The following is a 21158-nucleotide window of genomic DNA, read 5'->3' as shown; positions in this document are numbered from 1 at the left end:
GGCACTGCCCAGGTACCAGCGCCGTCGGCACGCTGAAAGACCGTGCCCCGAGCCCTGCGCTGACCGGGTGACACCAGGCCCTGCGCGTGGCCTGCTCGTGGGAGTCCCTGGGGAGTTGAGCGACGGCTCGGCGTCCTAGAAGGGACGAGGGCAGGCGGTCGGCGAGTGCTGGGAGGAGAAGGCGGTGGCGGGTGCCTTGGCTAATGTGCACGCGTGACCACCGACCTCACCCTCCTGCCGCGTGTCGCCCATCGCGGACAGGAGATCACCGCGCCCCGGCTCCGCGGCCTGCTCGCGCTGCTCGCCGGTGACCTGCGCACGGGCTGCAGCACCGAGCGCCTGGTGGCGGGGCTGTGGCCGGACCAGTTGCCCGAGCGGCCGGCGAAGGCGCTGCAGGTCCTCGTGTCCAGGGCGCGGGCGCAGCTGGGCGCCGACGTCATCGCGAGCACGCCGACCGGATACCGGCTCACCCTCGCCGAGGACCAGGTCGACAGCTCCGCCCTGCTGCTGCACGCCGCCGCGAGCGCGGACCGGGCCAGGGCCGGGGACCACGCCGGATCGCTGGCCGCGGCCGAGGCCGGACTCGCGCTGTGGGAGGGGACCCCTGACGAGGCCGGCGACACCGAGGACCCCGTGGCCGTGTTGCGCGCCGAGCGTGCCCCCGTCCGCGGCACGCTCGTCCGCGCGCGGGCGCTCGCGCTCGCCCGCCTCGGACGGCACGCGGAGGCGGCCGGGCCGCTGGCCGTGGCAGCCGCGGAGCATCCGCGCGACGAGGAGGTACTCGTCGAGCTGCTGCGCGTCGAGGCGGCGACGGCGGGCCCGTCCGCCGCGCTGGCGCGGTACGAGGCGTACCGCCGTGAGCTGCGCGAGACGCTCGGCACGGACCCGGGCCCCGGGCTCAAGGCCGTACAGCGGGAGCTGCTGCGCGGCGAGGCGCCGGTGGTCAGGCACGGCGTACCGCACGAGCCGAACCCGCTGCTCGGCCGGGACGAGGACATCGCGGAAGTGGAGCGGCTGCTGCGGGCTTCCCGCGCCGTCACGGTCGTCGGCCCCGGCGGCCTCGGCAAGACCCGGCTCGCGCACGCCGTCAGCCGCCGGGCCGAGCAGCAGGTGGTGTATTTCGTGCCGCTCGCCGGCGTCACCGCGGACGAGGACGTGGCCACGGAGGTGGCCTCCGCGCTCGGCGCGGGCGAGAGGCGGCCCGGCGCCGTGGGCGGCCACGCCCCGGCCGACCCGGTGTCCGGCATCCTCGGCGTGCTCGGCTCCGGGCCCGCCCTGCTGACGCTGGACAACTGCGAGCAGGTCGTTCGCGGCGCCGCCCGCCTCGTACAGGCCCTGGTCTCGTCCTCGAAGAACCTGCGGGTGCTCGCCACCAGCCGGGCCCCGCTCGGCCTCACGTCGGAGGCGGTGTACGCGCTGCCGGAGCTCGGTCTCGACACCTCGGTCGAGCTGTTCGCACAGCGGGCCCGGGCCGCCAGGACCGGTGTGGAGCTGCCGACGGACGCGGTGGCCGAGCTGTGCCGCCACCTCGACGGGCTGCCGCTCGCCGTGGAGCTGGCCGCGGCCCGGGTGCGGGTGCTGTCGGTACCGGAGATCTCCCGTCGCCTCGGCGACCGGTTCGCCCTGCTGCGCGGCGGGGCACGGGACGCACCGGAACGCCACCGCACCCTGCACGCGGTCGTGGAGTGGAGCTGGAACCTCCTCGACGACGAGGCCAGGGCGGCGATGCGCACGCTGTCCGTCTTCCCCGGCGGCTTCTCCGGTGAGGCGGCGGAACAGGTGCTCGGCGAGGACGCGCTGTTCCTGCTGGAGCAGTTGGCCGATCAGTCGCTGCTCACCGTCGCCGAGACTCCGGTCGGCGTGCGGTTCAGGATGCTGGAGACCGTACGGGAGTTCAGCGCGGCCCGGCGCGCGGAGGCAGGCGAGGAAGAGGAGGCCGTCGGCCGGTTCCTCGCCTGGGCGCGGGACTTCGGGATCGCGTACCACGACTGGCTCTTGCGCTCCGAACCGCTGACCGCCTGGGAGCGTGTCAGGGCCGAGCAGGACAACCTCGTGCTGGCCCTGCGGCACGCCCTGGCCCGTACGGACGGTCCCACCACCGCCGCTCTCACGGCCGTCCTCGCCGCCCTGTGGTCCACCGGCTCCAACTACCCCCGCCTCGTCGCCCTCGCCGCGGACACCGGCCCGCCGTTGTCGCACTACCACCCCGAGCCCGAACACGTCGAAGTCGCCCGCGCCGCCGCGGTGTTGTGCACCACGAGCCTGTTCATGGGCTACGGCCCGCACGTCGTACGCCAGCTCGTCACCCTCCGGCGGCTGCCCCCGGCCCCGCCGGACACGCTGCTGCGGGCCATCGCGGTGGTGCTGAGCGCGGTCCCGGAGATGCTGCCGCCCGACTACGAGGTGCTGCGTGGGCTCTGCGAGAGCGAGGAGCCGCTGCTCGCCTGCATCGCGGAGTGCGTCGCCACCTACGTCTGGGAGTCGGAGCACGACATCGACCGGGCGCTCGCCTCGGCTCGGCGGATCGTCGCCGTACCGGCGCCGGTCGACAACCCGTTCCTGCAGGTGATGGGTTACGCCCGGCTGAGCGAGCTGTGCCTGCAGACGGAGCAGGGCGAGGCCGCGTACGAACACCTCAGGGCGGCACTCCGGGCGCTGCCGCGGCTCGGCGACGAGCACGACCTCATCGGCGTCCGCTGGGGGCTCGTCCTCGCCTGCCTGCAGCGCGGCGACCCCGACGAGGCCGAGTACTGGCTGCGGCAGGCGGAGGGCGCCAACACCACGCAGCAGGAGGACTACAGCATGGACCTCCTCGGGCGCGCCGAGATCGCGCTCGCCCGCGGACTGACGGAGGTCGGGCTCGGCCTGTGGCGCAGCGCCGTGCAGCCGCTGGGGGCAACCGACTCGATGCCCGGCGGCGACCCCTTCTTCGACCGGTGGGTGCTGCAGACCCTGGCGGTCGCGGTGACGGCGCACGCCCACGCCGGCCGTCTCGAACTGGTCTCGGAGCCGGTCGACCGGCTGCGGCAGGGGCTGCGGACCCTGCTCTCGGGTCCGCCCGGCTCCCCGATGGAACTCCCGGTGATCGGGACGGTGTTGCACGCCCTCGGTATGGCGGGACTCGCCTCCGGTGACGCCGGTGCGGTACGGATGATCGCACTGGCCGAACGGCTGCGGGTGATGCGCGACTTCCAGCCGACGATGTCGGCGGACCGCGCCCGGAAGGCGGCCGAGGAGGCCGACAGGGCGGCGTACGCCGACGCGGTGTCGGAGTACGCCGCCCTGGGGCGGGACGAGTTGCGGGAGGCGGCCCGCGCGGTCATGCCGGTTACTTCGGGTCGCGGTTGAACAGCGAGGTCGACCAGCGGTAGCCGAGCGCGGTCAGGCCGACGCACCAGACGAGCGCGATCCACCAGTTGTCGCCGATCTCGGTGCCGAGCAGCAGACCGCGCAGGGTCTCGATGGCCGGCGTGAACGGCTGGTACTCGGCGATCGGCTGGAACCAGCCCGGGATCGCGTCGATGGGGACGAAGGCGCTGGAGATCAGCGGGAGGAGGATCAGCGGCGTCGCCATGTTGCTCGCCGCCTCGGGGTTCGGGCTGGCCATGCCCATCCCGACCGCGATCCAGGTGAGCGCCAGGGTGAACAGCGCGATCAGTCCGAACGCCGCCAGCCACTCCAGGGCCGTGGCGTCCCGGGACCTGAAGCCGATGGCCACGGCGATGGCACCGACGAGGACCAGGCTGGCGAGCACCTGCAGCACGCTGCCGACGACGTGCCCGACGAGCACGGACCCGCGATAGACCGCCATCGTACGGAAGCGGGCGATGAGGCCCTCGGTCATGTCCATGGAGACGGAGATCGCTGCCCCGATCACGGTGGAGCCGATGGTCATCATCAGCAGGCCCGGGACGAGATAGGCGATGTAGTCCGAGCGGTCGGCGCCGCCGCCACCGATGCCCTCGCTCATCACGCCGCCGAAGACGTAGACGAAGAGCAACAGCAGCATGATCGGCGTGAGCAGCAGGTTCAGGGTCATGGACGGGTAGCGGCGTGCGTGCAGCAGGGTGCGGCGCAGCATCGTGGACGAGTCGCGGACCGCGAGGGAGATCCGGGTCGGGCGGGCGGGAGCCAGGGGGGCGCTCATCGGACGGTCTCCTTGGGCTGGGTGGGCTGCTCGGGGACGCTGGTGCCGCCGGTCAGGGCGAAGAACACGTCGTCCAGGTCGGGGGTGTGCACGGTCAGCTCGTCCGCCTCGATGCCGGCCGAGTCCAGCCAGTCGAGGATGGCGCGCAGCTCGCGCTGGCTGCCGCCGCTGGGGATCTGCAGCGACAGCGCCTCGTCGTCCCTGGTGGTCTCGCGCAGGGCGACGGCGGCGGACCGGTACGCGGCCGGGTCGGTGAACCGCAGCCGCACGTGCCCGCCCGGGACGAGCCGCTTCAGCTCGTCGGCGCTTCCCTCGGCGGCGAGCTTGCCATCGCTCAACACCGCGATACGGTCGGCGAGTTCGTCGGCCTCCTCCAGGTACTGGGTGGTGAGGAAGACGGTGACGCCACCGGAGACCAGCTCGCGGATGATCTGCCACATGTTGTGCCGGGAGCGCGGGTCGAGGCCGGTGGTCGGCTCGTCGAGGAAGATGATCCGCGGGTCGCCGACCAGCGTCATGGCGATGTCGAGGCGGCGCTTCATGCCGCCCGAGTACGTGGAGACGGGCTTCTTCGCCGCCTCCACCAGGTCGAAGCGCTCGAGGAGTTCGGCCGCGGTACGGCGGCCCTCGCTGCGGGAGAGGTGGTGCAGGTCCGCCATGAGGAGCATGTTCTCCTCGCCGGTGATCAGCCCGTCCACGGCGGAGAACTGCCCGGTGACACCGATCGCGGCCCGCACCGCCTGCGGCGCGGTGGCCAGGTCGTGACCGCCGACGTGCAGCTCGCCGGCGTCGGCGGTGATGAGGGTGGAGAGGATCTTCACGGCCGTGGTCTTGCCGGCGCCGTTCGGACCGAGCAGGGAGAAGACGGTGCCCGTCGGCACCGCCAGGTCGATGCCGTCGAGGACCGTCTTGTCCCCGTACGCCTTGCGCAGCCCCTTGGCCGCGATGGCAAGTGAGCGGGATGTCGTCGTCATGCCGCAGAGGTTGCGGCAGGGCGCATTCAGCCCGGTTTCAGGGTGCTTTCAGCGCCCTGAAACCGGGCCACGGGAGTCAGGGATCAATAGCCGTAGATCATCTTGTAGGCGACCTCGGGGAGGAACTGACCGGCCGAGGAGCCGCCTCCGACGCCGCAGTTGCCGTCGGACTCGCCCGGAACCTTGATCCACAAGAGCATCTCGGCGCCTCCGCCCAGCTGGGTGGGGGTCCCGATGCGGCGGCCCGAGGGGTTGCACCACTGCCCGTTGGAGCCGTTGCCGTTGCGGCTGGTGTCCACGACGAACGGCTTGGTGTAGCCGTAGCGGGCGCTCAGTTCACGGTTGACCGCGTTGCCGTAGGCGGTGTTCTCGGCGGTGGTGATGTAGTTGGAGATGTTGAGCGAGAAGCCGTGGGCCTGTCGGAGTCCGGCTTCGTGGAGGCGCCGGGCCATGGTCGCCGCGTCGGCCCAGCGCGGATTGCCGGCGTCCATGTAGACCCAGGTGTTGGGGGCCTGGCGGTTGAACTCGGCGAGGGCGCCGGTCAGCATGCTTTCGCGTTCGTCGATCTGGGCCTGGGTCATGCAGCCGTAGTCCCCGAGGGAGTCCGGTTCCAGGATGACGACGGCCGGGCGGTTGGCGATACCGCCGGCGAACTGGGCGATCCAGCTCCGGTAGGCGGACGGCGAGGCGGCGCCGCCCGCGGAGTGGCCGCCGCAGTAGTCGCGGTTGTAGATGTTGTAGGCGACGAGGAGGGGGAGCTTGTCGACGCGGTCCGCCGCTCCCACGTACCCGCCCGTGGCGGCGCCGATGGTGCCGCTCCAGGAGCCGAACCAGCGGGCCATCGGGGTGTTGGCGATGGAGGCGTTGATGGCGGCGGCTCGGCCGTCACCGGGGTTGGCGGCGGTCCACCTCTTCGCGCTGGAGTCGGGGTCCACGTAGAACCCGCTGGTCATGCTGGTCGGGTCGGCGGCGTGGGCGGACGGTGCGGCGGCGAACGCCAGCGGCAGAGCGAGCAGCGCTGCGGCCAAGGCGCGGAGTCTGCGCATGACTGAACCTCGATTTCCTGGCAGGGGGACGTCGCGCGCTCTGGTCCGAGCGTGCGACCTGAGCAGGAGCGGTGTTACGACCGGATCTTGGGAGCGCTCCCATTGGAAGCGGTCCCAACAGCACTGGAAAATCGTCGGGGTGTGTTCGGTATGGTGTTGCGGGGTAGTTGAGGTGTCAAGAGCCGATGCTCAATGCGATGCGTATGGCGGGAACACGCCTCGATCAAGCCTCGGACTGGAAGCGGTCCCAGCCTGTGGGGGTCGAGAACTCTCCCTGAGGGAAAGGCTCGTGGTCATGGCACAAGACGCGCCGCGCCGGCAGCCGACGCTCGAGGAGGTGGCCGAACGCGCCGGTGTCTCCCGCTCCGTGGCCTCCCGCGCCCTCAACAATGCTCCGCATGTCAGCCGTGCCAAACGGGATGCGGTCGAACGGGCTGTCCGGCAACTCGGTTATGTGCCCAACCCGGCCGCCCGCGCCCTGGCCACGCGTCAGACCGGAGCGGCCGCGCTGGTCGTCTCGGGGGAGGATCCGTCGATCTTCGCGGATCCGTTCTACGCCCAGGTGATCGTGGGGGCGTCGACGGCTCTGGAGGAGGCCGATCTGCATCTGATGCTGTGCCTGGCCGCTTCCGACCGGGGCCGCAAGCGGGTGGAGGAGCTCTTCCGGACCAAGGGTGCCGACGGTGTCATGCTGATGGCGCTGCGCGAGGACGATCCGCTGGCCGGCATCGCCGAGGAGGCGGAGATGCCCGTCGTGTTCGGAGGGCGCCCGGTCGGTTCGACTCCCCGGTGGTACGTGGACGTCGACAATGTCGGCGGAGCGCGCGAGGCGACCGAGTACCTCGTGTCACGCGGCCGGAGGCGCGTGGCCGCGATCTGCGGGCGTCTGGACACCGAGGCCGGGCGTGCCCGGTACCGCGGCTACCGGGACGCCTTGCTGGCGGCCGGCCTCGATCCGTTGCCGCCGCAGGAGGGGGACTTCACCGAGCCCAGCGGAGCCGCCGCCATGGCCGCCCTTTTGGTGCACCATCCCGACCTGGACGGGGTGTTCGCCGCCAACGACAACATGGCGGCGGGCGCGCTGCGCACCTTGCGCTCGGCCGGCCGGGCGGCCCCCGCCGACGTCGCTGTGGTCGGCTTCGACGACCTGACCGTCGCCCAGGTCGCCGATCCGCCCCTCACCACCGTCCATCAGCCCATAGCCGCTCTCGGGCGGGAGATGGCGCGCATGCTCGTCACGGTCGTCAACGGACACGACCCCACCCCGTTGATCCTGCCCACCCGGCTGGTCGTCCGGTCGAGCGCCTGACGGGCCCGGCTGACGAGCATGAGGCATTTGCACGCCCGTTCAGGACGTTCTCGCCGGCCGCACGCGTGGCCCCACGCGCGTCGTTCAGGCGTCGTAGGTGTGGAAGCCCCGGCCGCTCTTGCGGCCGAGATGGCCCGCGGCGACCATGCGGCGCAGGAGGGCCGGCGGTGCGTACAGCGGCTCCTTGAACTCCTCGTACATCGACTCGGCCACGGCCTGGGCGGTGTCGAGGCCGATGAGATCGAGCAGCCGCAACGGCCCCATGGGGTGGGCGCATCCGAGTTCCATGCCCCGGTCGATGTCCTCCGGCTGCGCGGCGCCCGACTCCACCATCCGTACCGCGCTGAGCAGGTAGGGCACGAGGAGGGCGTTGACGACGAAGCCGGAGCGGTCGGGCGCCTGGATGGCCTGTTTGCCCAGCTGCTCGGCGAAGCCGCGGGTGCGCCGCACGGTGTCCGCGCTGGTGGTGAGGGCGGGAATGAGCTCCACCAGCTGCTGCACGGGCACGGGGTTGAAGAAGTGCATGCCGATGACCTGCGCGGGCCGCTCGGTGACGACGGCGAGATCGACGATGGGGATGGAGGAGGTGTTGGTGGCCAGGACCGCCGCGGGGTCTTCGACCACCTTGTCCAGGGTGCGCAGGACTTCCGTCTTGATGTCGCGGTTCTCGGCGACCGCCTCGACGACGAACTGGCGGTCGGCCAGGTCGCTGAGGTCGTGGGTGAAGGAGAGCCTGGCGAGGGTCTGGTCCCGCTGCTCCTCGCTGAGCTTGCCGCGCCGCAGGCCCCGGTCGAGCGAGGCGGTGAGCCGGCGGCGGCCTGCGTCGAGCGCGTCCGGCGTGGCCTCGGCGACGCGGACGTCGATGCCGCTGCGGGCCGCGACTTCGGCGATGCCGGAGCCCATGAGGCCGCATCCGACCACGCCGAGACGAGTAACGGGATCCATCTGAGGTCCTATCTGGTGAGGCGCTGCGGGGGGTCCGGGCTACGGGGCTGGGTCAGACGTTGCGGCGGTACTGGCCGCCCACCTCGAAGAAGGCCTCGGTGATCTGCTGGAGCGAGCAGACCCGGGTGGCGTCCATGAGGACGGCGAAGACGTTGTCGCCGTTGGTCGCCGCGTTCTTCAGCGCGGCCAGGGCGTCGTGGGCCCGGTCGCGGTGGCCGGTGTGGAAGTCGCGCACGCGCTCCAGCTGGGACTGCTTCTCCTCCTCGGTGGCCCGGGCCAGTTCCAGCTCCTGAGGCCGGCTGTCGCCCCCGGGGCGGAGGAAGGTGTTGACGCCGATGATGGGCAGGGTGCCGTCGTGCTTGCGCTGCTCGTACAGCATCGACTCGTCCTGGATGCGGCCGCGCTGGTAGCCGGTCTCCATGGCGCCCAGTACGCCCCCGCGCTCGCTGATCCGCTCGAACTCCTGGAGGACGGCCTCCTCCACCAGGTCCGTGAGTTCGTCGATGATGAACGATCCCTGGAGGGGGTTCTCGTTCATCGCCAGGCCCCACTCGCGGTTGATGACGAGCTGGATCGCCAGCGCCCGCCGCACCGACTCCTCGGACGGGGTGGTGACGGCCTCGTCGTAGGCGTTGGTGTGCAGCGAGTTCGCGTTGTCGTAGATGGCCGTGAGGGCCTGGAGGGTGGTGCGGATGTCGTTGAAGTCCATCTCCTGGGCGTGCAGGGAGCGTCCGGAGGTCTGGACGTGGTACTTCAGCTTCTGACTGCGTTCGTTGGCCCCGTACTTCTCCTTCATCGCGACGGCCCAGACGCGGCGGGCGACGCGGCCGAGGACGGAGTACTCGGGGTCCATGCCGTTGGAGAAGAAGAACGACAGGTTCGGGGCGAAGTCGTCGATGTGCATGCCCCGGGCGAGGTAGGCCTCGACGTAGGTGAAGCCGTTGGCGAGGGTGAAGGCGAGCTGGCTGATGGGGTTCGCGCCGGCTTCGGCGATGTGGTAGCCGGATATGGACACGGAGTAGAAGTTGCGGACCTTGTGGTCGATGAACCACTCCTGGATGTCGGCCATCATCCGCAGCGAGAACTCGGTGGAGAACAGGCAGGTGTTCTGGCCCTGGTCCTCCTTGAGGATGTCGGCCTGCACCGTGCCGCGTACGTTCGCGAGCGCGTGGGCCCGCAGCTCCTCCGCCTCCTCGGGCGACGGGTCACGGCCCTCGGCGGCTCGGAACTTCTCCGTCTGCTGGTCTATCGCGGTGTTGAGGAAGAACGCCAGGATCGTCGGCGCGGGTCCGTTGATGGTCATGGAGACCGAGGTCGTGGGTGAGGTCAGGTCGAAGCCGTCGTAGAGGGCCTTCATGTCCGCGAGCGTGGCCACCGACACCCCGGACGTGCCGACCTTGCCGTAGATGTCGGGGCGTTCGTCCGGGTCGCGGCCGTAGAGGGTGACCGAGTCGAAGGCGGTGGACAGGCGGGTGGCCGGCTGGCCCTCGGAGAGCAGCTTGAAGCGCCGGTTCGTACGGAACGGATCGCCCTCACCGGCGAACATCCGCGCCGGGTCCTCGCCGTCGCGCTTGAAGGGGAACACCCCTGCCGTGAAGGGGAAGTAGCCGGGCAGGTTCTCTGCGCGCCAGAACCGCACCAGCTCCCCGTGGTCGGTGAAGCGGGGCAGGGCGACGCGCGGGACCTTGTTGCCGGACAGGGACTCGCGGGTCAGCTTGGTGCGGATCTCCCTGTCCCGGACCTTCACCACCTGCTCGTCGCCGGAGTAGGAGGCGATGACGGCGGGCCAGTTCCCGAGCTGCTCCGCGATCTGGTGCGGGAGCTGCTTGCGGGCGTCGTCGAGGAGCGACTGCACGTTCGCCGCGTCGGAGCCGGTCTCGGCGAGTTCCGCCCTGACCGCCTCCAGGTACTGCACCCGCCTGGCCGCCTCGGCCAGTCGCGTGGTCTCGGCGTGGTACGCGCGGACCGTGTCGGTGATCTCGGCGAGGTAGCGCACCCGGCCCGCGGGGACGACCTGCCGGATGCCGGAGGAGTGGCGTACCCCGACCGGTGCCAGCGCGCCCTCGGACAGCGGCAGGCCCTTCTCGGCCAGGCCCGTCTTCAGGTGCTGGTAGAGCGCGGTGACACCGTCGTCGTTGAACGTCGCAGCCGACGTGCCGTACACCGGCATGTCCTCGGGCCGCTTGCCGAACGCCTCGCGGTTGCGGACCAGTTGGCGGCCCACGTCGCGCAGCGCGTCCTGCGCGCCGCGCCGCTCGAACTTGTTGATCGCCACGACGTCGGCGAAGTCGAGCATGTCGATCTTCTCCAGCTGCGAGGCGGCACCGAACTCCGGTGTCATCACGTACAGCGAGGTGTCGACGAACGGCACGATCGCCGCGTCGCCCTGGCCGATGCCCGGCGTCTCCACGATCACCAGGTCGAACCCGGCGGCCTTGGCCACGTCGATGACGTCGGTCAGGTGCTCGGGCAGCTCGCGGCTGCCACGGGTGGCCAGGCTGCGGAAGAAGATTCGGCTGCCGTCCAGGGAGTTCATGCGGATCCGGTCACCGAGCAGTGCTCCGCCGCCGCGGCGGCGGGTCGGGTCGACCGCGATCACGGCGATGCGCAGCTTGTCCTGCTGGTCGAGGCGGAAGCGGCGCACGAGCTCGTCCGTCAGTGAGGACTTGCCCGAGCCGCCCGTGCCGGTGATGCCGAGCACCGGCGTGACCCGTGCCGCGGCGGCGGCCCGCAGCCGGTCCAGGAGATCCGTGGGCAGCTTGCCCAGTTCGGCGCCGGTGATGGCGCGGGCGATGGCGAAGCGGTCACCGGCCAGCACGGCGGACGCGTCGGTCGGCTTGCCGTCCCAGAGGTCGAAGTCGCAGTCCTTCACGACCGAGTTGACCATGCCGGCCAGGCCCATCCGCTGCCCGTCCTCGGGCGAGAAGATGGTCACCCCGCTGCCGCGCAGCCGGGCGATCTCCTCGGGGACGATGACGCCGCCTCCGCCGCCCACCACACGGATGTGGTCGGCTCCCGCCGCGCGCAGCGACTCGACCAGGTACTCGAAGTACTCCACGTGCCCGCCCTGGTAGGACGAGACGGCGACACCGTGGGCGTCCTCCTCCAGAGCGGCGTCCACGACCTCCCGCACCGACCGGTTGTGGCCGAGGTGGATCACCTCGGCGCCCTGGGACTGGAAGATGCGCCGCATGATGTTGATCGACGCGTCATGCCCGTCGAACAGAGCCGAAGCCGTGACCAGACGGACAGGGTGCACGGGCCGGTGCAGATCACTCATGGGGGCCTTCCCGGACGGGGCGGGGGGTACTGCCGACAGAAGAGATACTAGGACGTCCTAGTAAATTGCAGGGAGTGATCGCCGTCACAGATCCAGGACGAGGCGAGTTCCGCACGAGCGGGAGACGCAGATGAGCATGGTGTCGCCGGCGGCCCGCTCGTCCTCGGTCAGCAGCGAGTCGCGGTGATCGGGCTTGCCGTCGAGTACGTCGGTCTCGCAGGTGCCGCACGTGCCTTCCCGGCAGGAGAAGTCCACCGCGACACCGGCCTGCTCCACGGTTTCGAGCACCGAGCGGTCCGCCGGCACGGTGAGGGTGAGCCCGGATCGTGCGAGCTCCACCTCGAAGGCCTCGGCCTGGCCGGTCGCGTCCGTGCGTACCGGAGTGAACCGCTCGACGCCCAGCGTGCCGGGAGGCCAGTGCCCGCAGTGTTCCTGCACCGCCCGCAACAGGGGCTCGGGACCGCAGGCGTGCACCAGGGTGCCCTCCTCGGGGACGCCGAGGAGCGCCGCGAGGTCCAGCAGGCCGTACTCGTCCTGCGGACGGACAAGGACCCGGTCCCCGTGCGGTGCGAGGCGGTCCAGGAACGCCATGGAGGTACGGGTGCGCCCGCCGTACAGCAGGCGCCAGTCGGCCCCCGCGGCCTCGGCGGCCTCCACCATCGGGAGGATGGGCGTGATACCGACGCCGCCGGCGATGAACAGGTGGCGTGCGGCGGGCCGCAGCGGGAAGTTGTTCCGCGGCCCGCGGACCCGCACGGCGGCGCCTTCGCGCAGGTGGTCGTGGACGTACGCGGAGCCGCCGCGGCCCTGCGGCTCGCGCAGCACGGCGATCTGCCAGGAGTCGCGCGCGGCCGGGTCTCCGCACAGGGAGTACTGACGGACCAGACCCCCGTCGTCACCGTTCAGGAGTACGTCGATGTGGGCGCCCGGTGTCCAGGCGGGGAGCATCCCGCCGTCGGGGCGGCGCAGGGTGAGGGAGACGACGTCGTCGGCGGCGAGGGTACGGGCCGCCACGACAAGGGTCGTGTCGACCGAGGTCAGCTGGACGTTCATGATGGTTCGGCTCCGGGTTCAGTCCTGGGTCGGCACATGCAGCAACAGCGCGTCGCCCTGGCCGCCGCCCCCGCACAGGGCCGCCGCTCCGCTGCCGCCTCCGCGCCGCCGCAGTTCGGCCGCGAGAGTCAGCACCAGCCGGGCTCCGGTCATGCCGACCGGGTGCCCCAGCGCGATCGCTCCTCCGTTGACGTTCACCTTGTCGAGAGGAAGGTCCAACTCCCGTACGGAAGCCAGGGCCACTCCGGCGAACGCCTCGTTGATCTCGAACAGGTCCAGGTCGGCGGCCTTCAGCCGGCCGTCCCGGGACAGGGCGTCGCGGACCGCGCCGGCCGGCTGGACGAGCAGCGAGGGGTCGGGGCCGGCGACCGTTCCGTAGGCGCCGATCTCGGCGAGCGGGGTCAGGCCCTCGAACCGGGCGCGCTCCGCGCTCATGACGACGACGGCCGCGGCGCCGTCGGAGAGCTGTGAGGAGTTGCCCGCGGTGATGGTGCCCGCGCCGGAGAAGGCCGGCCTCAGTCGCCCCAGGCTCTCGGCGGTGCTTCCCGGCCGTACGCCCTCGTCGGTGTCCACCACTGTTTCCCCCCGGCGTCCCGCCACGGTGACGGGGGCGATCTCCCCGGACAGCGCGCCCGACTCCTGGGCGTGGGCGGCCCGTTGATGGGACAGCGCGCTGTACTCGTCCTGTTCCTCCCGGGTCAGGGCGTACGGCCGCTGGTAGCGCTCGGTGGCCGCGCCCATGGAGACGCCGTCGAAGGCACAGACCAGCGCGTCGCGGTCGAGGGCGTCCTCCGCCGCGGCGGAGCCGTACTTCCAGCCGGTGCGAGCGCCGCGCAGCAGGTGCGGGGCGTCCGACATGGACTCCATGCCGCCGGCGACGACCACCTCGTGGCGGCCGGAGGCGATCATGAGGTCGGCCAGGGCGATGGCGTGCAGACCGGAGAGGCAGAGCTTGTTGACGGTGCTCGCGGGGACGGAGAACGGAATGCCGGCGCGGACCGCCGCCTGCCGTGCCGAGTTGGGGCCGGCCCCGGCCTGCACGACATGACCCATGACGACGGCTTCCACCGCCGCCGGGTCCAGACGGGCGGCGGCCAGTGCCGCGCCGATGGCGTGGGCGCCGAGGTCGACCGCGGACACGGTGCTCAGGGCACCCGCCAGCCTGCCGATGGGCGTCCTTGCTCCGGCGACGATGACGGATCCGGGCATGCCGGGACCTCCTGGGGTGTGGGGCGGGTCAGGCGACCGCGTCGACGGCGCGTTCGGCGACCATGTGGGCCGTCTCGTTCACCGAGTGCAGGACGATCCGGCCGCCGGGCATGCGCCGCACCCGGCTGACGGACGTGTAGTCGGGGTGGAACCAGAACATCGTGGGCAGGCCGAGCACCGTCGCCAGATAGGTGTTGGTGATGCCGCCGTGGCACACGACGGCGACCCGGCCTCCGGGATGGGCGTCGAGGATGGTGTCCATGGCTCGTCCGGCACGGGCGCGGAAGGCGTCCCAGTCCAGCTCGGGCACGAAGTCCTCGTAGCGCCCCTCGGCGAGTGCCGCCGCGCGGGGATCGTCCGCGCCGATCTGCTCGGGCGGCATGTAGGGCTGCGTCACGTCGGTGTCCCACTCGCGCAGGTCGTCGAGGACGGTGGCGGTCATGCCGGTGAGGCGTTCCAGGGGTGCCACGGTCTCGCGGGCACGCCGGTACGGGCTGGAGTACAGGGCGTCGACGTCCTCGTGCACGAGCCAGGCGGCGAGGCGCTCGGACTGGGCGGTGCCCTCCGGTGACAGCCGGGGGTCGAACACGCCCGCCAGGGGGAGGCCGTGCCGGATGAGGAGGAGTTCGGTCATGGGTGGTCCTTACTGGGGGAGCCCGGCTCAGCCGGCGATGGTGCGTTCGGAGTGCCAGTAGGGGCGGCGCATCGCGCGTTTGTCGAGCTTGCCCATGGCGTTGCGCAGCAGCTCGGGGACGAACTCGTACGACTTCGGGCACTTGTGGGCGGCGAGGTGCTCGCGGCAGAACCGGTCCAGCTCATCGGCCGGCGGCTCGTCCGCCGCCACCACGACCAGCGCCCGCAGGGACTCGCCGAAGTCCGGGTCGGGCACGCCGACGACCGCGACCTCGGCGACCGCCGGGTGCCGCCGCAGGACCGCCTCGCTCTCGGCCGGGTACAGGTTCACGCCGCCGGAGACCACCACGTCCGCGGCTCGGTCGGTGATGAAGATGTAGCCGTCCGCGTCGACGTAGCCGATGTCGCCGAGGGTGAAGACGCCGGGGGAGAGGTAGGCGGACCTGGTCTTGTCCGGGTCCGCGTGGTAGCGGACGCCCTGGTCGTCGGGGGCCCGGAAGGCCAGCAGTCCGCGTTCGCCGGGCGGCAGCCGCCGGCCGTCGTCATCGGTGACCAGCACCTCGAACGGGGCCCGGACGCGCCCGACGGAGCCCGGGTGCGCCAGCCACTCGGCGCTGCTGATGCGGGCCACGGTCCCCGCCTCGCTGGCGCCGTACGACTCGGTCAGCACCGGACCGAACCACTCGATCATGGCTCGCTTCACCTCCGGCGGACACGCGGAGCCGGTGTGGGAGACCTGCCGCAGGCTGGAGACGTCGTACCGGGCGCGGACCTCCTCCGGGAGGGCGAGCAGCCGCTGGAAGTGGGTGGGCACCATCACCGTCGAGGAGACCCGCCACCTCTGCACCCGGCTGAGGAAGGTCTCCCCGTCGTATCTGCCGAGGACGACCACCGGCTGACCGGCCGCCAGGTGCCGCAGCGAGGTCAGCGGCGCGTTGTGCTGGAGCGGGCCGCACACCAGGTGAGGTCCCGGCGGGAATCCGGGCCGGGCGGACATCGCGGTCAGGTAGGCGGCGCTGTCGGCGACCGGGCCGCTCACCCAGCGCACCTCGGTGCCGCGCGCCCGACCGGTGGTGCCCGAGGTGTAGACGAGCGGTGGCCGGGCGGGCCGGTCCGTCGGGACGGCGCGTCCGGCCGGCGCGGCCGCCAGCCACAGGTCCCAGTCGAAGGCGTGCCCGGCGGCCGGCGTTCCGTGCGTCACCAGCGGCAGGCCCAGTTCCCTGGCCGCGTCCAGGGCCGCACCCGCCCCGGCGGGACCGGTGACGATCGCGGTCACGCCCGCGTCGATGATCTGGTCGACGAGTTCGCCCGAGGTGAGGTTCCGGGACGTGGCCACGGTCCCGACCCCGGCGCGCAGGCCGGCCAGGTGGGCCACCAGCGTCGGGATGGCGTTGTCCCCGAGGACGGCGATCCGGTCGTCGGGGCCGGGCGCGAACTCCAGCAGCCGTACCGCCGCCCGCGCCACCTGGTCGGCGAGGCCGGACCAGGACAGCACGCCCAGGTCGTCCACCAGGGCGGGGTCCTCGGGTGTCTCCTGGGCGCGACGGTCGAGTGGCAGCAGCGACATGGCTCCTCCGGCGGCTCATCGGCCCTCTCCCGATTCGAGGGGAGAGGTGATGCGGAGACTGTAGCGTTTATCAAGAAAGTACGGAACACTCTGATCCCGAGCGGAGGCGTTCCCGCATGCTCAAGGGGTCTGGCAAGCACACTTTGCCGCCGCCGTTACTGAATCTTTCGTCTGGTAACTGTCCGAGGAGGAGTCATGCCCCAGCCCGATCCGGACGCGTGGCGCACGCAGGTACGGCAGTGGCTGGCCGGCGTGCTCGAACCGGCGCGGGCGCCGGAGTCCGCCGGAGAAGACGCCGACCTGGCCGTGTTCCACAACCTCCCCGAGGACGAGGAACGCCTGCTGCTGGAGCGCTGCCGCGCCTACCAGCGGGCCCGCTTCGACGCCGGCTACCAGGCGCTGACCCTCCCCGCGGACAAGGGCGGCGCGGGCCTGACATCCGCCCACGTGGCCGCCTTCGCCGAGGAGGAGTCCGCCTTCGAGGTGCCGCCCTCCACGGAGCTGATCAGCGTCACCGTGCGCCTCGTCGCGATGGCCGTCTCCCTCTTCGGGACCGCCGAGCAACTCCAAGACCACGCACGCGCGTTCCTGCGCACCGACCTGCTGGCCTGCCAGCTCTTCAGCGAGCCGGGTGCCGGGTCCGACCTCGCCGCCCTGCGCACCCGCGCCCGGCAGGCAGACGGGGGCGAGTGGGTGATCGACGGCCAGAAGGTGTGGACCTCGGGCGCCCAGTTCGCCGACTACGGCCTGCTGCTCGCCCGCACCGACCCGGACGTCGTCAAACAGGCCGGCATCACCGCCTTCCTGGTCCCGATGGACGCCCCGGGCGTGGAGATCCGCCCCATCCGGCAGATGAGCGGCGGTGCCTCCTTCAACGAGGTGTTCCTCAGCGGCGTACGCGTCCCGGACCGGCTCCGGATCGGTCGGCCCGGCCAGGGCTGGGAGGTCGCCACCACGACCCTCGCCTTCGAACGGACCGCCTCCGGCAGCGGCAACCGCCGCAAGGGCGGCACCTTTGCGGACGTGCTCGCGCTCGCCCGCTCCCTCGACCGCACCTCGGACCCGCTGGTCCGCCAGCGCCTCGCCGACCTGTACGTACGGGCCGCCCTGCGCGCGGCCACCGTGGACCGTGTCGCCAGGACGAGCGCGGCCGGCGGCCGGCCGGGTCCCGAGGCGTCGTTGACCAAGCTCATGGCCTCCGACCTGCTCACCCGCACGGGACAGGTCGCCGCCGAGCTGATGGGGGCGCGCATCGGCGCCGACACCGGGGAACCGGGCACCTTCGCCTGGACACAACACCTGCTCGGCGCCCCCGGCTACCGACTGGCCGGAGGCACCGACCAGATCCAGCGCAACCTCATCGGCGAACGGGTGCTGAAGCTGCCGCCGGAGCCGCGGGCGGACCGGGCGCCGTTCTCGCAGCTTCCCGGCAACTGAGCCACCGGACGGTTAGGCAATCACAAAGGAGTGACATCGATGGATCTGGGACTGACAGGCGCGAAGGCGCTGGTGACCGGCGCGAGCCGGGGCATCGGCCGGGCGATCGCCGGAACCCTCGCGGCCGAGGGCTGCGCGCTGGCCCTGTGCGCCCGGGGCGAGGAAGGGCTGGCCAAGGCCGCCGCCGAACTGCGCGGCGAGGGGGCCACGGTCTTCGCGGAACCGGTCGACGTCACCGACCCCGCCGCCCTCGCGGGCTTCGTCGAGCGGGCGGCCGGTGAACTCGGCGGCCTGGACCTGCTGGTGTCCAACGTGTCGGCGGGCAACGTGAAGGGCCCCGAGTCCTGGGAGGCCAGTCTGCGCGGCGACCTGATCCCGTTCGCGGGACTCGTCGAGGCGGCCCTGCCGCACCTGCAGGCCTCCGACCGGGCCGCCGTCGTGGCCATCGGCACCACCAACGCCTCCGACACCGCGCGCCCGGCCGGAGCGAACTCCTACTCCGCGCTCAAAGCGGCCGTCGTCCAGCACGCCTCGGCCCTTGCGCACTCCCTCGCGCCGAAGGGCATCCGCGTCAACACCGTCTCGCCCGGCCCGATCGACTTCCCCGGCGGCGCCTGGGAGACCATCCGCACCAGCCGCCCGGAGGTGTACGAGGAGGTCCTCGCCAAGCTGCCGATCGGCCGCTACGGCACCGCCGAAGACGTGGCCGCGGCGGTGGCGTTCCTCCTCGGGCGGACCGGCTCCTTCTGCGTCGGGGTCAACCTCGTGGTGGACGGCGGGCTGCTCACCCGCGTCCAGTACTGAGCCGTGGCGGGCCCGGCCGGCCGGCTGGACGCCGTACTGGTCTGCGGTGGCCGGTGGCACGACTTCGACCACGCGCGGCTGCGGCTGCTGGAACTGCTCGGCGAGCATCCGCGGGTGCGCACCACGGTGCACCAGGACTACGACTGCCTGGCCGCCCTCGACAGGGCGGACCTGCTGGTCACCTACACCTGCGACGTCCGGCCCCGCCCGGCCCAACGAGCCGCGCTGGCACGGTTCGTCGAGCGGGGCGGGCGCTGGCTCGCCCTGCACGGCACGAACGCGGTGATCGAGCCGTCGGCGGGTGACGGGCCGCGCGTGTTCGCGACCCCGCGGCTCCTCGGGGAGGTGGCGGAAGTACTCGGCAGCCAGTTCGTCGCCCACCCGCCCATCGAGCCGTACGAGGTGCAGGTGACCCGGCCCGACCATCCGCTGGTCGCCGGGATCGAACCGTTCACGGTCACCGACGAGCTGTACGTGAGCGAGCTGCACGGCGAGCTGGAGGTGCTGCTGCACGCCGAGTACACGGGGCCGTGCCGCGGTTTCGCCGAGGGCGACACGGCGGCCCTCGACCACGCGCCCCGGCCGGTGCTGTACCTCAAGCGGCACGGCCGCGGCGAGGTCTGCTACTTCACCCTCGGCCACTGCCGGGGCCGCTACGACGTGCAGGACCTCGGGGTCGACGACACCGGGCGTGTGGACGTGGGGCCCTGGGAGACACCGGAGTTCCTGACCGTGCTCCGGCGCTGTGTGGAGCGCACGGTGGGCGGGCGCAGCCCGTCTCGGTGAAGCACGGGCCGTGGAATGGCTGTCCGACCTGCGGATTGTCATGGACGGGGTCTCGCAGCAGGCGTAGCGTGCCTCCGCGCGCGCTTCCGCGGGCCTTTTCGTTCTCCGCCCGTGGGGGGCCACCGTCATGTCCGCATCCAATGAACTCCGTCCGCGTCGCATGCTGCCGAACGGAACACCACGCTCGGTGCGCGGCCTGCTGGCAGCGGCGTCGGTGTCGCTCGCGATCGTCGCCCTGAGCGATCTCTTCGCCGTCTTCGCCGGAGCGCGGATCTACCTGCTCATCGACGAGGACCAGGGATTCGCCGCCGCTCCCCAGCACAGGCTGGACGCCGCATACTCGCTGTACGAGACGGCCGGCAACCTGCAGGGCATCGTGTTCCTGCCCTGCCCGGTCCTCTTCGTCGCCTGGTTCTTCTGGACGCGGCGCAACACCGGGCTGCTGGCCCCCGATCGGTTCCGTAAGGGCCCGGGCTGGGCCATCGGGGGCTGGCTCATCCCACTGGCGAACTTCTGGCTGCCGTACCGCATCGCCGTCGACATGTGGGGTGCCGCATCACCCCTGCCCGCCGACGGGGAACCGTACCGGGCATCGATCTGGCCCGTGAACCTGTGGTGGGGCCTGCTCGTTTCCAGCTCGCTGTCCGACCTGTACGCCGCGTCGGGATACGAGAGCGCCGAGACCCTCACGGAGATTCGGACCGCGGTGATGCAGTACATGGCAGCGGACGTCCTGGACATGGCCGCTGCCGTGGCCGCGGTGTACTTCGCCGTCCGCCTGACGTCCATGCACTGGCTGAAGGCGACCGCGAGCAGCCCTTACAGCAGGTGAGCAGGACGCAGGGGCCGACCTCGGTGCTCATCGGATCTCCTCGCCGGTGGTCGAGTCCGGCCGGGTCTTCGCCCGGCGGCGCAGCACGGTGGGCAGGGCGATCCGGCCACCGGTGAGCACCAGCGCCACGATGAGGACCGAGCCCGTGAACAGGCTCGCGGCCCACTGCGCGCTGGTGGCGAGGCCGAGGCCCGTGATGCCGGTGCCGAGGAGGAGGACCGCGAGGACCGTGCCCCAGGCGTTGAAGCGGCCCGCGCGCAACTGGGTCGCCCCGACGAAGGCGGCGGCGTAGGCCGACAGCAGGTACGGGGTGCCCGCGGTCGGCGATCCGGAGCCGACCGAGGCCGTGAAGACGACGCCGGCGAAACCGGAGAGCAGTGCGGAGGCCACCAGGGTGAGAAAGCGCAGCCGGTCGGTGCGCACACCTTGCAGCCGGGCCGCGTCGGCGTTGAACCCGGTCGCGTACAACCGGCGCCCGGTGGCGGTGTGTTCCAGCAGGAACCAGATGGCGAGGGCCGCGAGCAGCAGATACAGCACCGGCAAGGTGACGCCGCCGGCGTCCAGCTGGGCGATGCTCGCGAACGGTTCGGCGAGCAGCCGCACACCGGTGATGGAGCTGTCGTTGGTGACCATGGTGATCAGGGACTGGATCAGCGCACCGGTGGCCAGGGTGGCGATGAACGAGTCGACGCGCAGCACCACCACCACGATGCCGTTGACGATCCCGACCAGCAGCGCGGCGGTCATCGCCAGCGCGATGGCCGTGCCGGGCCCGAACCCGGCGGAGACCATGAAGTGGGCGGTCAGCACGCTGGTGAGCGACATGGTGAAGGCGATGGAGAGGTCGAAGACGCGCGCGGCCAGCGGCGGTACGACGCTGAGTGCGACCAGGCCCGCCACGGCGTTGCCGTTCAGAACCTGCTTCACGGTGATCATGGTCGGGAACGTGTCCGGCGCCCAGACGGTGAAGAGCAGGACGATGACCAGCCACACGTACACGGCGCCGATGTTGCGGAACGACAGGGCGGCCGCCGCCCGTCGGGCCCGTGTCCCCGGTACGTACACCGCGGATCTCTCCGGTACGGACGGCGAGACCTCCGCCGCCCGGGTCGGGGTGGACGTCATGTCAGTCGGTT

At 71.8% G+C, this 21158-nt stretch carries 16 protein-coding genes; 6 read left to right on the top strand and 10 right to left on the bottom strand.

Translation table 11 applies throughout. The features are described 5' to 3' along the window. Positions 1 to 213: 213 nt before the first annotated feature. Entirely contained in the window at positions 214 to 3348 is a 3135-nt protein-coding gene (locus tag ACZ3I3_RS23225; protein ID WP_467367933.1) for an ATP-binding protein, read from the top strand. Here the strand turns inward: ACZ3I3_RS23225 and ACZ3I3_RS23220 are convergent. From ACZ3I3_RS23220 to ACZ3I3_RS23210, 3 genes are all read right to left on the bottom strand, one after another. Beyond that, the gene (locus tag ACZ3I3_RS23220) at positions 3329 to 4147 is read right to left on the bottom strand and encodes an ABC transporter permease (RefSeq protein ID WP_467367931.1); all 819 of its coding nucleotides are present in this window, start codon (positions 4145 to 4147) and stop codon (positions 3329 to 3331) included. The two genes, ACZ3I3_RS23225 and ACZ3I3_RS23220, sit on opposite strands and share 20 nt — an antisense overlap. Continuing rightward, positions 4144 to 5121, bottom strand: a complete 978-nt coding sequence (locus ACZ3I3_RS23215; protein ID WP_467367930.1) for an ATP-binding cassette domain-containing protein — start codon at positions 5119 to 5121, stop codon at positions 4144 to 4146. Before ACZ3I3_RS23215 ends, ACZ3I3_RS23220 begins: the two co-directional genes overlap by 4 nt. A gap of 83 nt (positions 5122 to 5204) precedes the next feature. Then, on the bottom strand, positions 5205 to 6167 hold the full coding sequence (locus ACZ3I3_RS23210) for a glycoside hydrolase family 6 protein (protein ID WP_467367929.1): 963 nt from the start codon (positions 6165 to 6167) through the stop codon (positions 5205 to 5207). 295 nt (positions 6168 to 6462) lie between these two features. On the opposite strand from ACZ3I3_RS23210, the gene ACZ3I3_RS23205 reads away from it, so the two are divergent. After that, complete coding sequence (locus tag ACZ3I3_RS23205; protein ID WP_467367927.1) at positions 6463 to 7476, top strand: LacI family DNA-binding transcriptional regulator; 1014 nt, start codon at positions 6463 to 6465, stop codon at positions 7474 to 7476. Between the two features lie 84 nt (positions 7477 to 7560). Here ACZ3I3_RS23205 and ACZ3I3_RS23200 read toward each other — a convergent pair whose 3' ends face one another. The 6 genes from ACZ3I3_RS23200 to ACZ3I3_RS23175 form a co-directional block, all read right to left on the bottom strand. Further along, positions 7561 to 8421, bottom strand: a complete 861-nt coding sequence (locus ACZ3I3_RS23200; RefSeq protein WP_467367926.1) for a 3-hydroxybutyryl-CoA dehydrogenase — start codon at positions 8419 to 8421, stop codon at positions 7561 to 7563. Positions 8422 to 8473: 52 nt separating this feature from the next. Continuing rightward, on the bottom strand, positions 8474 to 11701 hold the full coding sequence (gene icmF, locus ACZ3I3_RS23195) for a fused isobutyryl-CoA mutase/GTPase IcmF (RefSeq protein WP_467367924.1): 3228 nt from the start codon (positions 11699 to 11701) through the stop codon (positions 8474 to 8476). An 84-nt stretch (positions 11702 to 11785) separates the two neighbouring features. Continuing rightward, a complete protein-coding gene (locus ACZ3I3_RS23190; RefSeq protein WP_467367922.1) occupies positions 11786 to 12754 on the bottom strand; it encodes a PDR/VanB family oxidoreductase in 969 nt (322 codons plus the stop codon). A gap of 18 nt (positions 12755 to 12772) precedes the next feature. Continuing rightward, on the bottom strand, positions 12773 to 13963 hold the full coding sequence (locus tag ACZ3I3_RS23185; protein ID WP_467367920.1) for an acetyl-CoA C-acyltransferase: 1191 nt from the start codon (positions 13961 to 13963) through the stop codon (positions 12773 to 12775). Positions 13964 to 13991: 28 nt separating this feature from the next. Next, positions 13992 to 14597 (bottom strand): histidine phosphatase family protein, encoded by a 606-nt coding sequence (locus ACZ3I3_RS23180; RefSeq protein WP_467367918.1) that lies wholly within the window; start codon positions 14595 to 14597, stop codon positions 13992 to 13994. A 27-nt stretch (positions 14598 to 14624) separates the two neighbouring features. Then, a complete protein-coding gene (locus tag ACZ3I3_RS23175) occupies positions 14625 to 16163 on the bottom strand; it encodes an AMP-binding protein (protein ID WP_467367917.1) in 1539 nt (512 codons plus the stop codon). 195 nt (positions 16164 to 16358) lie between these two features. On the opposite strand from ACZ3I3_RS23175, the gene ACZ3I3_RS23170 reads away from it, so the two are divergent. The 4 genes from ACZ3I3_RS23170 (at position 16359) to ACZ3I3_RS23155 (ending at position 20022) form a co-directional block, all read left to right on the top strand. Beyond that, the gene (locus tag ACZ3I3_RS23170) at positions 16359 to 17600 is read left to right on the top strand and encodes an acyl-CoA dehydrogenase family protein (RefSeq protein ID WP_467367916.1); all 1242 of its coding nucleotides are present in this window, start codon (positions 16359 to 16361) and stop codon (positions 17598 to 17600) included. A 39-nt stretch (positions 17601 to 17639) separates the two neighbouring features. After that, entirely contained in the window at positions 17640 to 18404 is a 765-nt protein-coding gene (locus tag ACZ3I3_RS23165) for an SDR family NAD(P)-dependent oxidoreductase (RefSeq protein WP_467367914.1), read from the top strand. A gap of 3 nt (positions 18405 to 18407) precedes the next feature. Continuing rightward, positions 18408 to 19190: a ThuA domain-containing protein gene (locus ACZ3I3_RS23160; RefSeq protein WP_467367912.1), complete on the top strand. Its 783-nt coding sequence runs from the start codon at positions 18408 to 18410 to the stop codon at positions 19188 to 19190. A 127-nt stretch (positions 19191 to 19317) separates the two neighbouring features. Then, positions 19318 to 20022, top strand: a complete 705-nt coding sequence (locus ACZ3I3_RS23155; protein WP_467367911.1) for a DUF4328 domain-containing protein — start codon at positions 19318 to 19320, stop codon at positions 20020 to 20022. A gap of 27 nt (positions 20023 to 20049) precedes the next feature. Here ACZ3I3_RS23155 and ACZ3I3_RS23150 read toward each other — a convergent pair whose 3' ends face one another. Next, on the bottom strand, positions 20050 to 21147 hold the full coding sequence (locus ACZ3I3_RS23150) for an ABC transporter permease (protein WP_467367909.1): 1098 nt from the start codon (positions 21145 to 21147) through the stop codon (positions 20050 to 20052). Positions 21148 to 21158: the final 11 nt, after the last annotated feature.

This window comes from Streptomyces sp. NPDC016851 (assembly GCF_055562795.1).
Note: the sequence above shows the minus strand (reverse complement) of the source record. Positions and strands in the feature narration are given on the sequence as shown.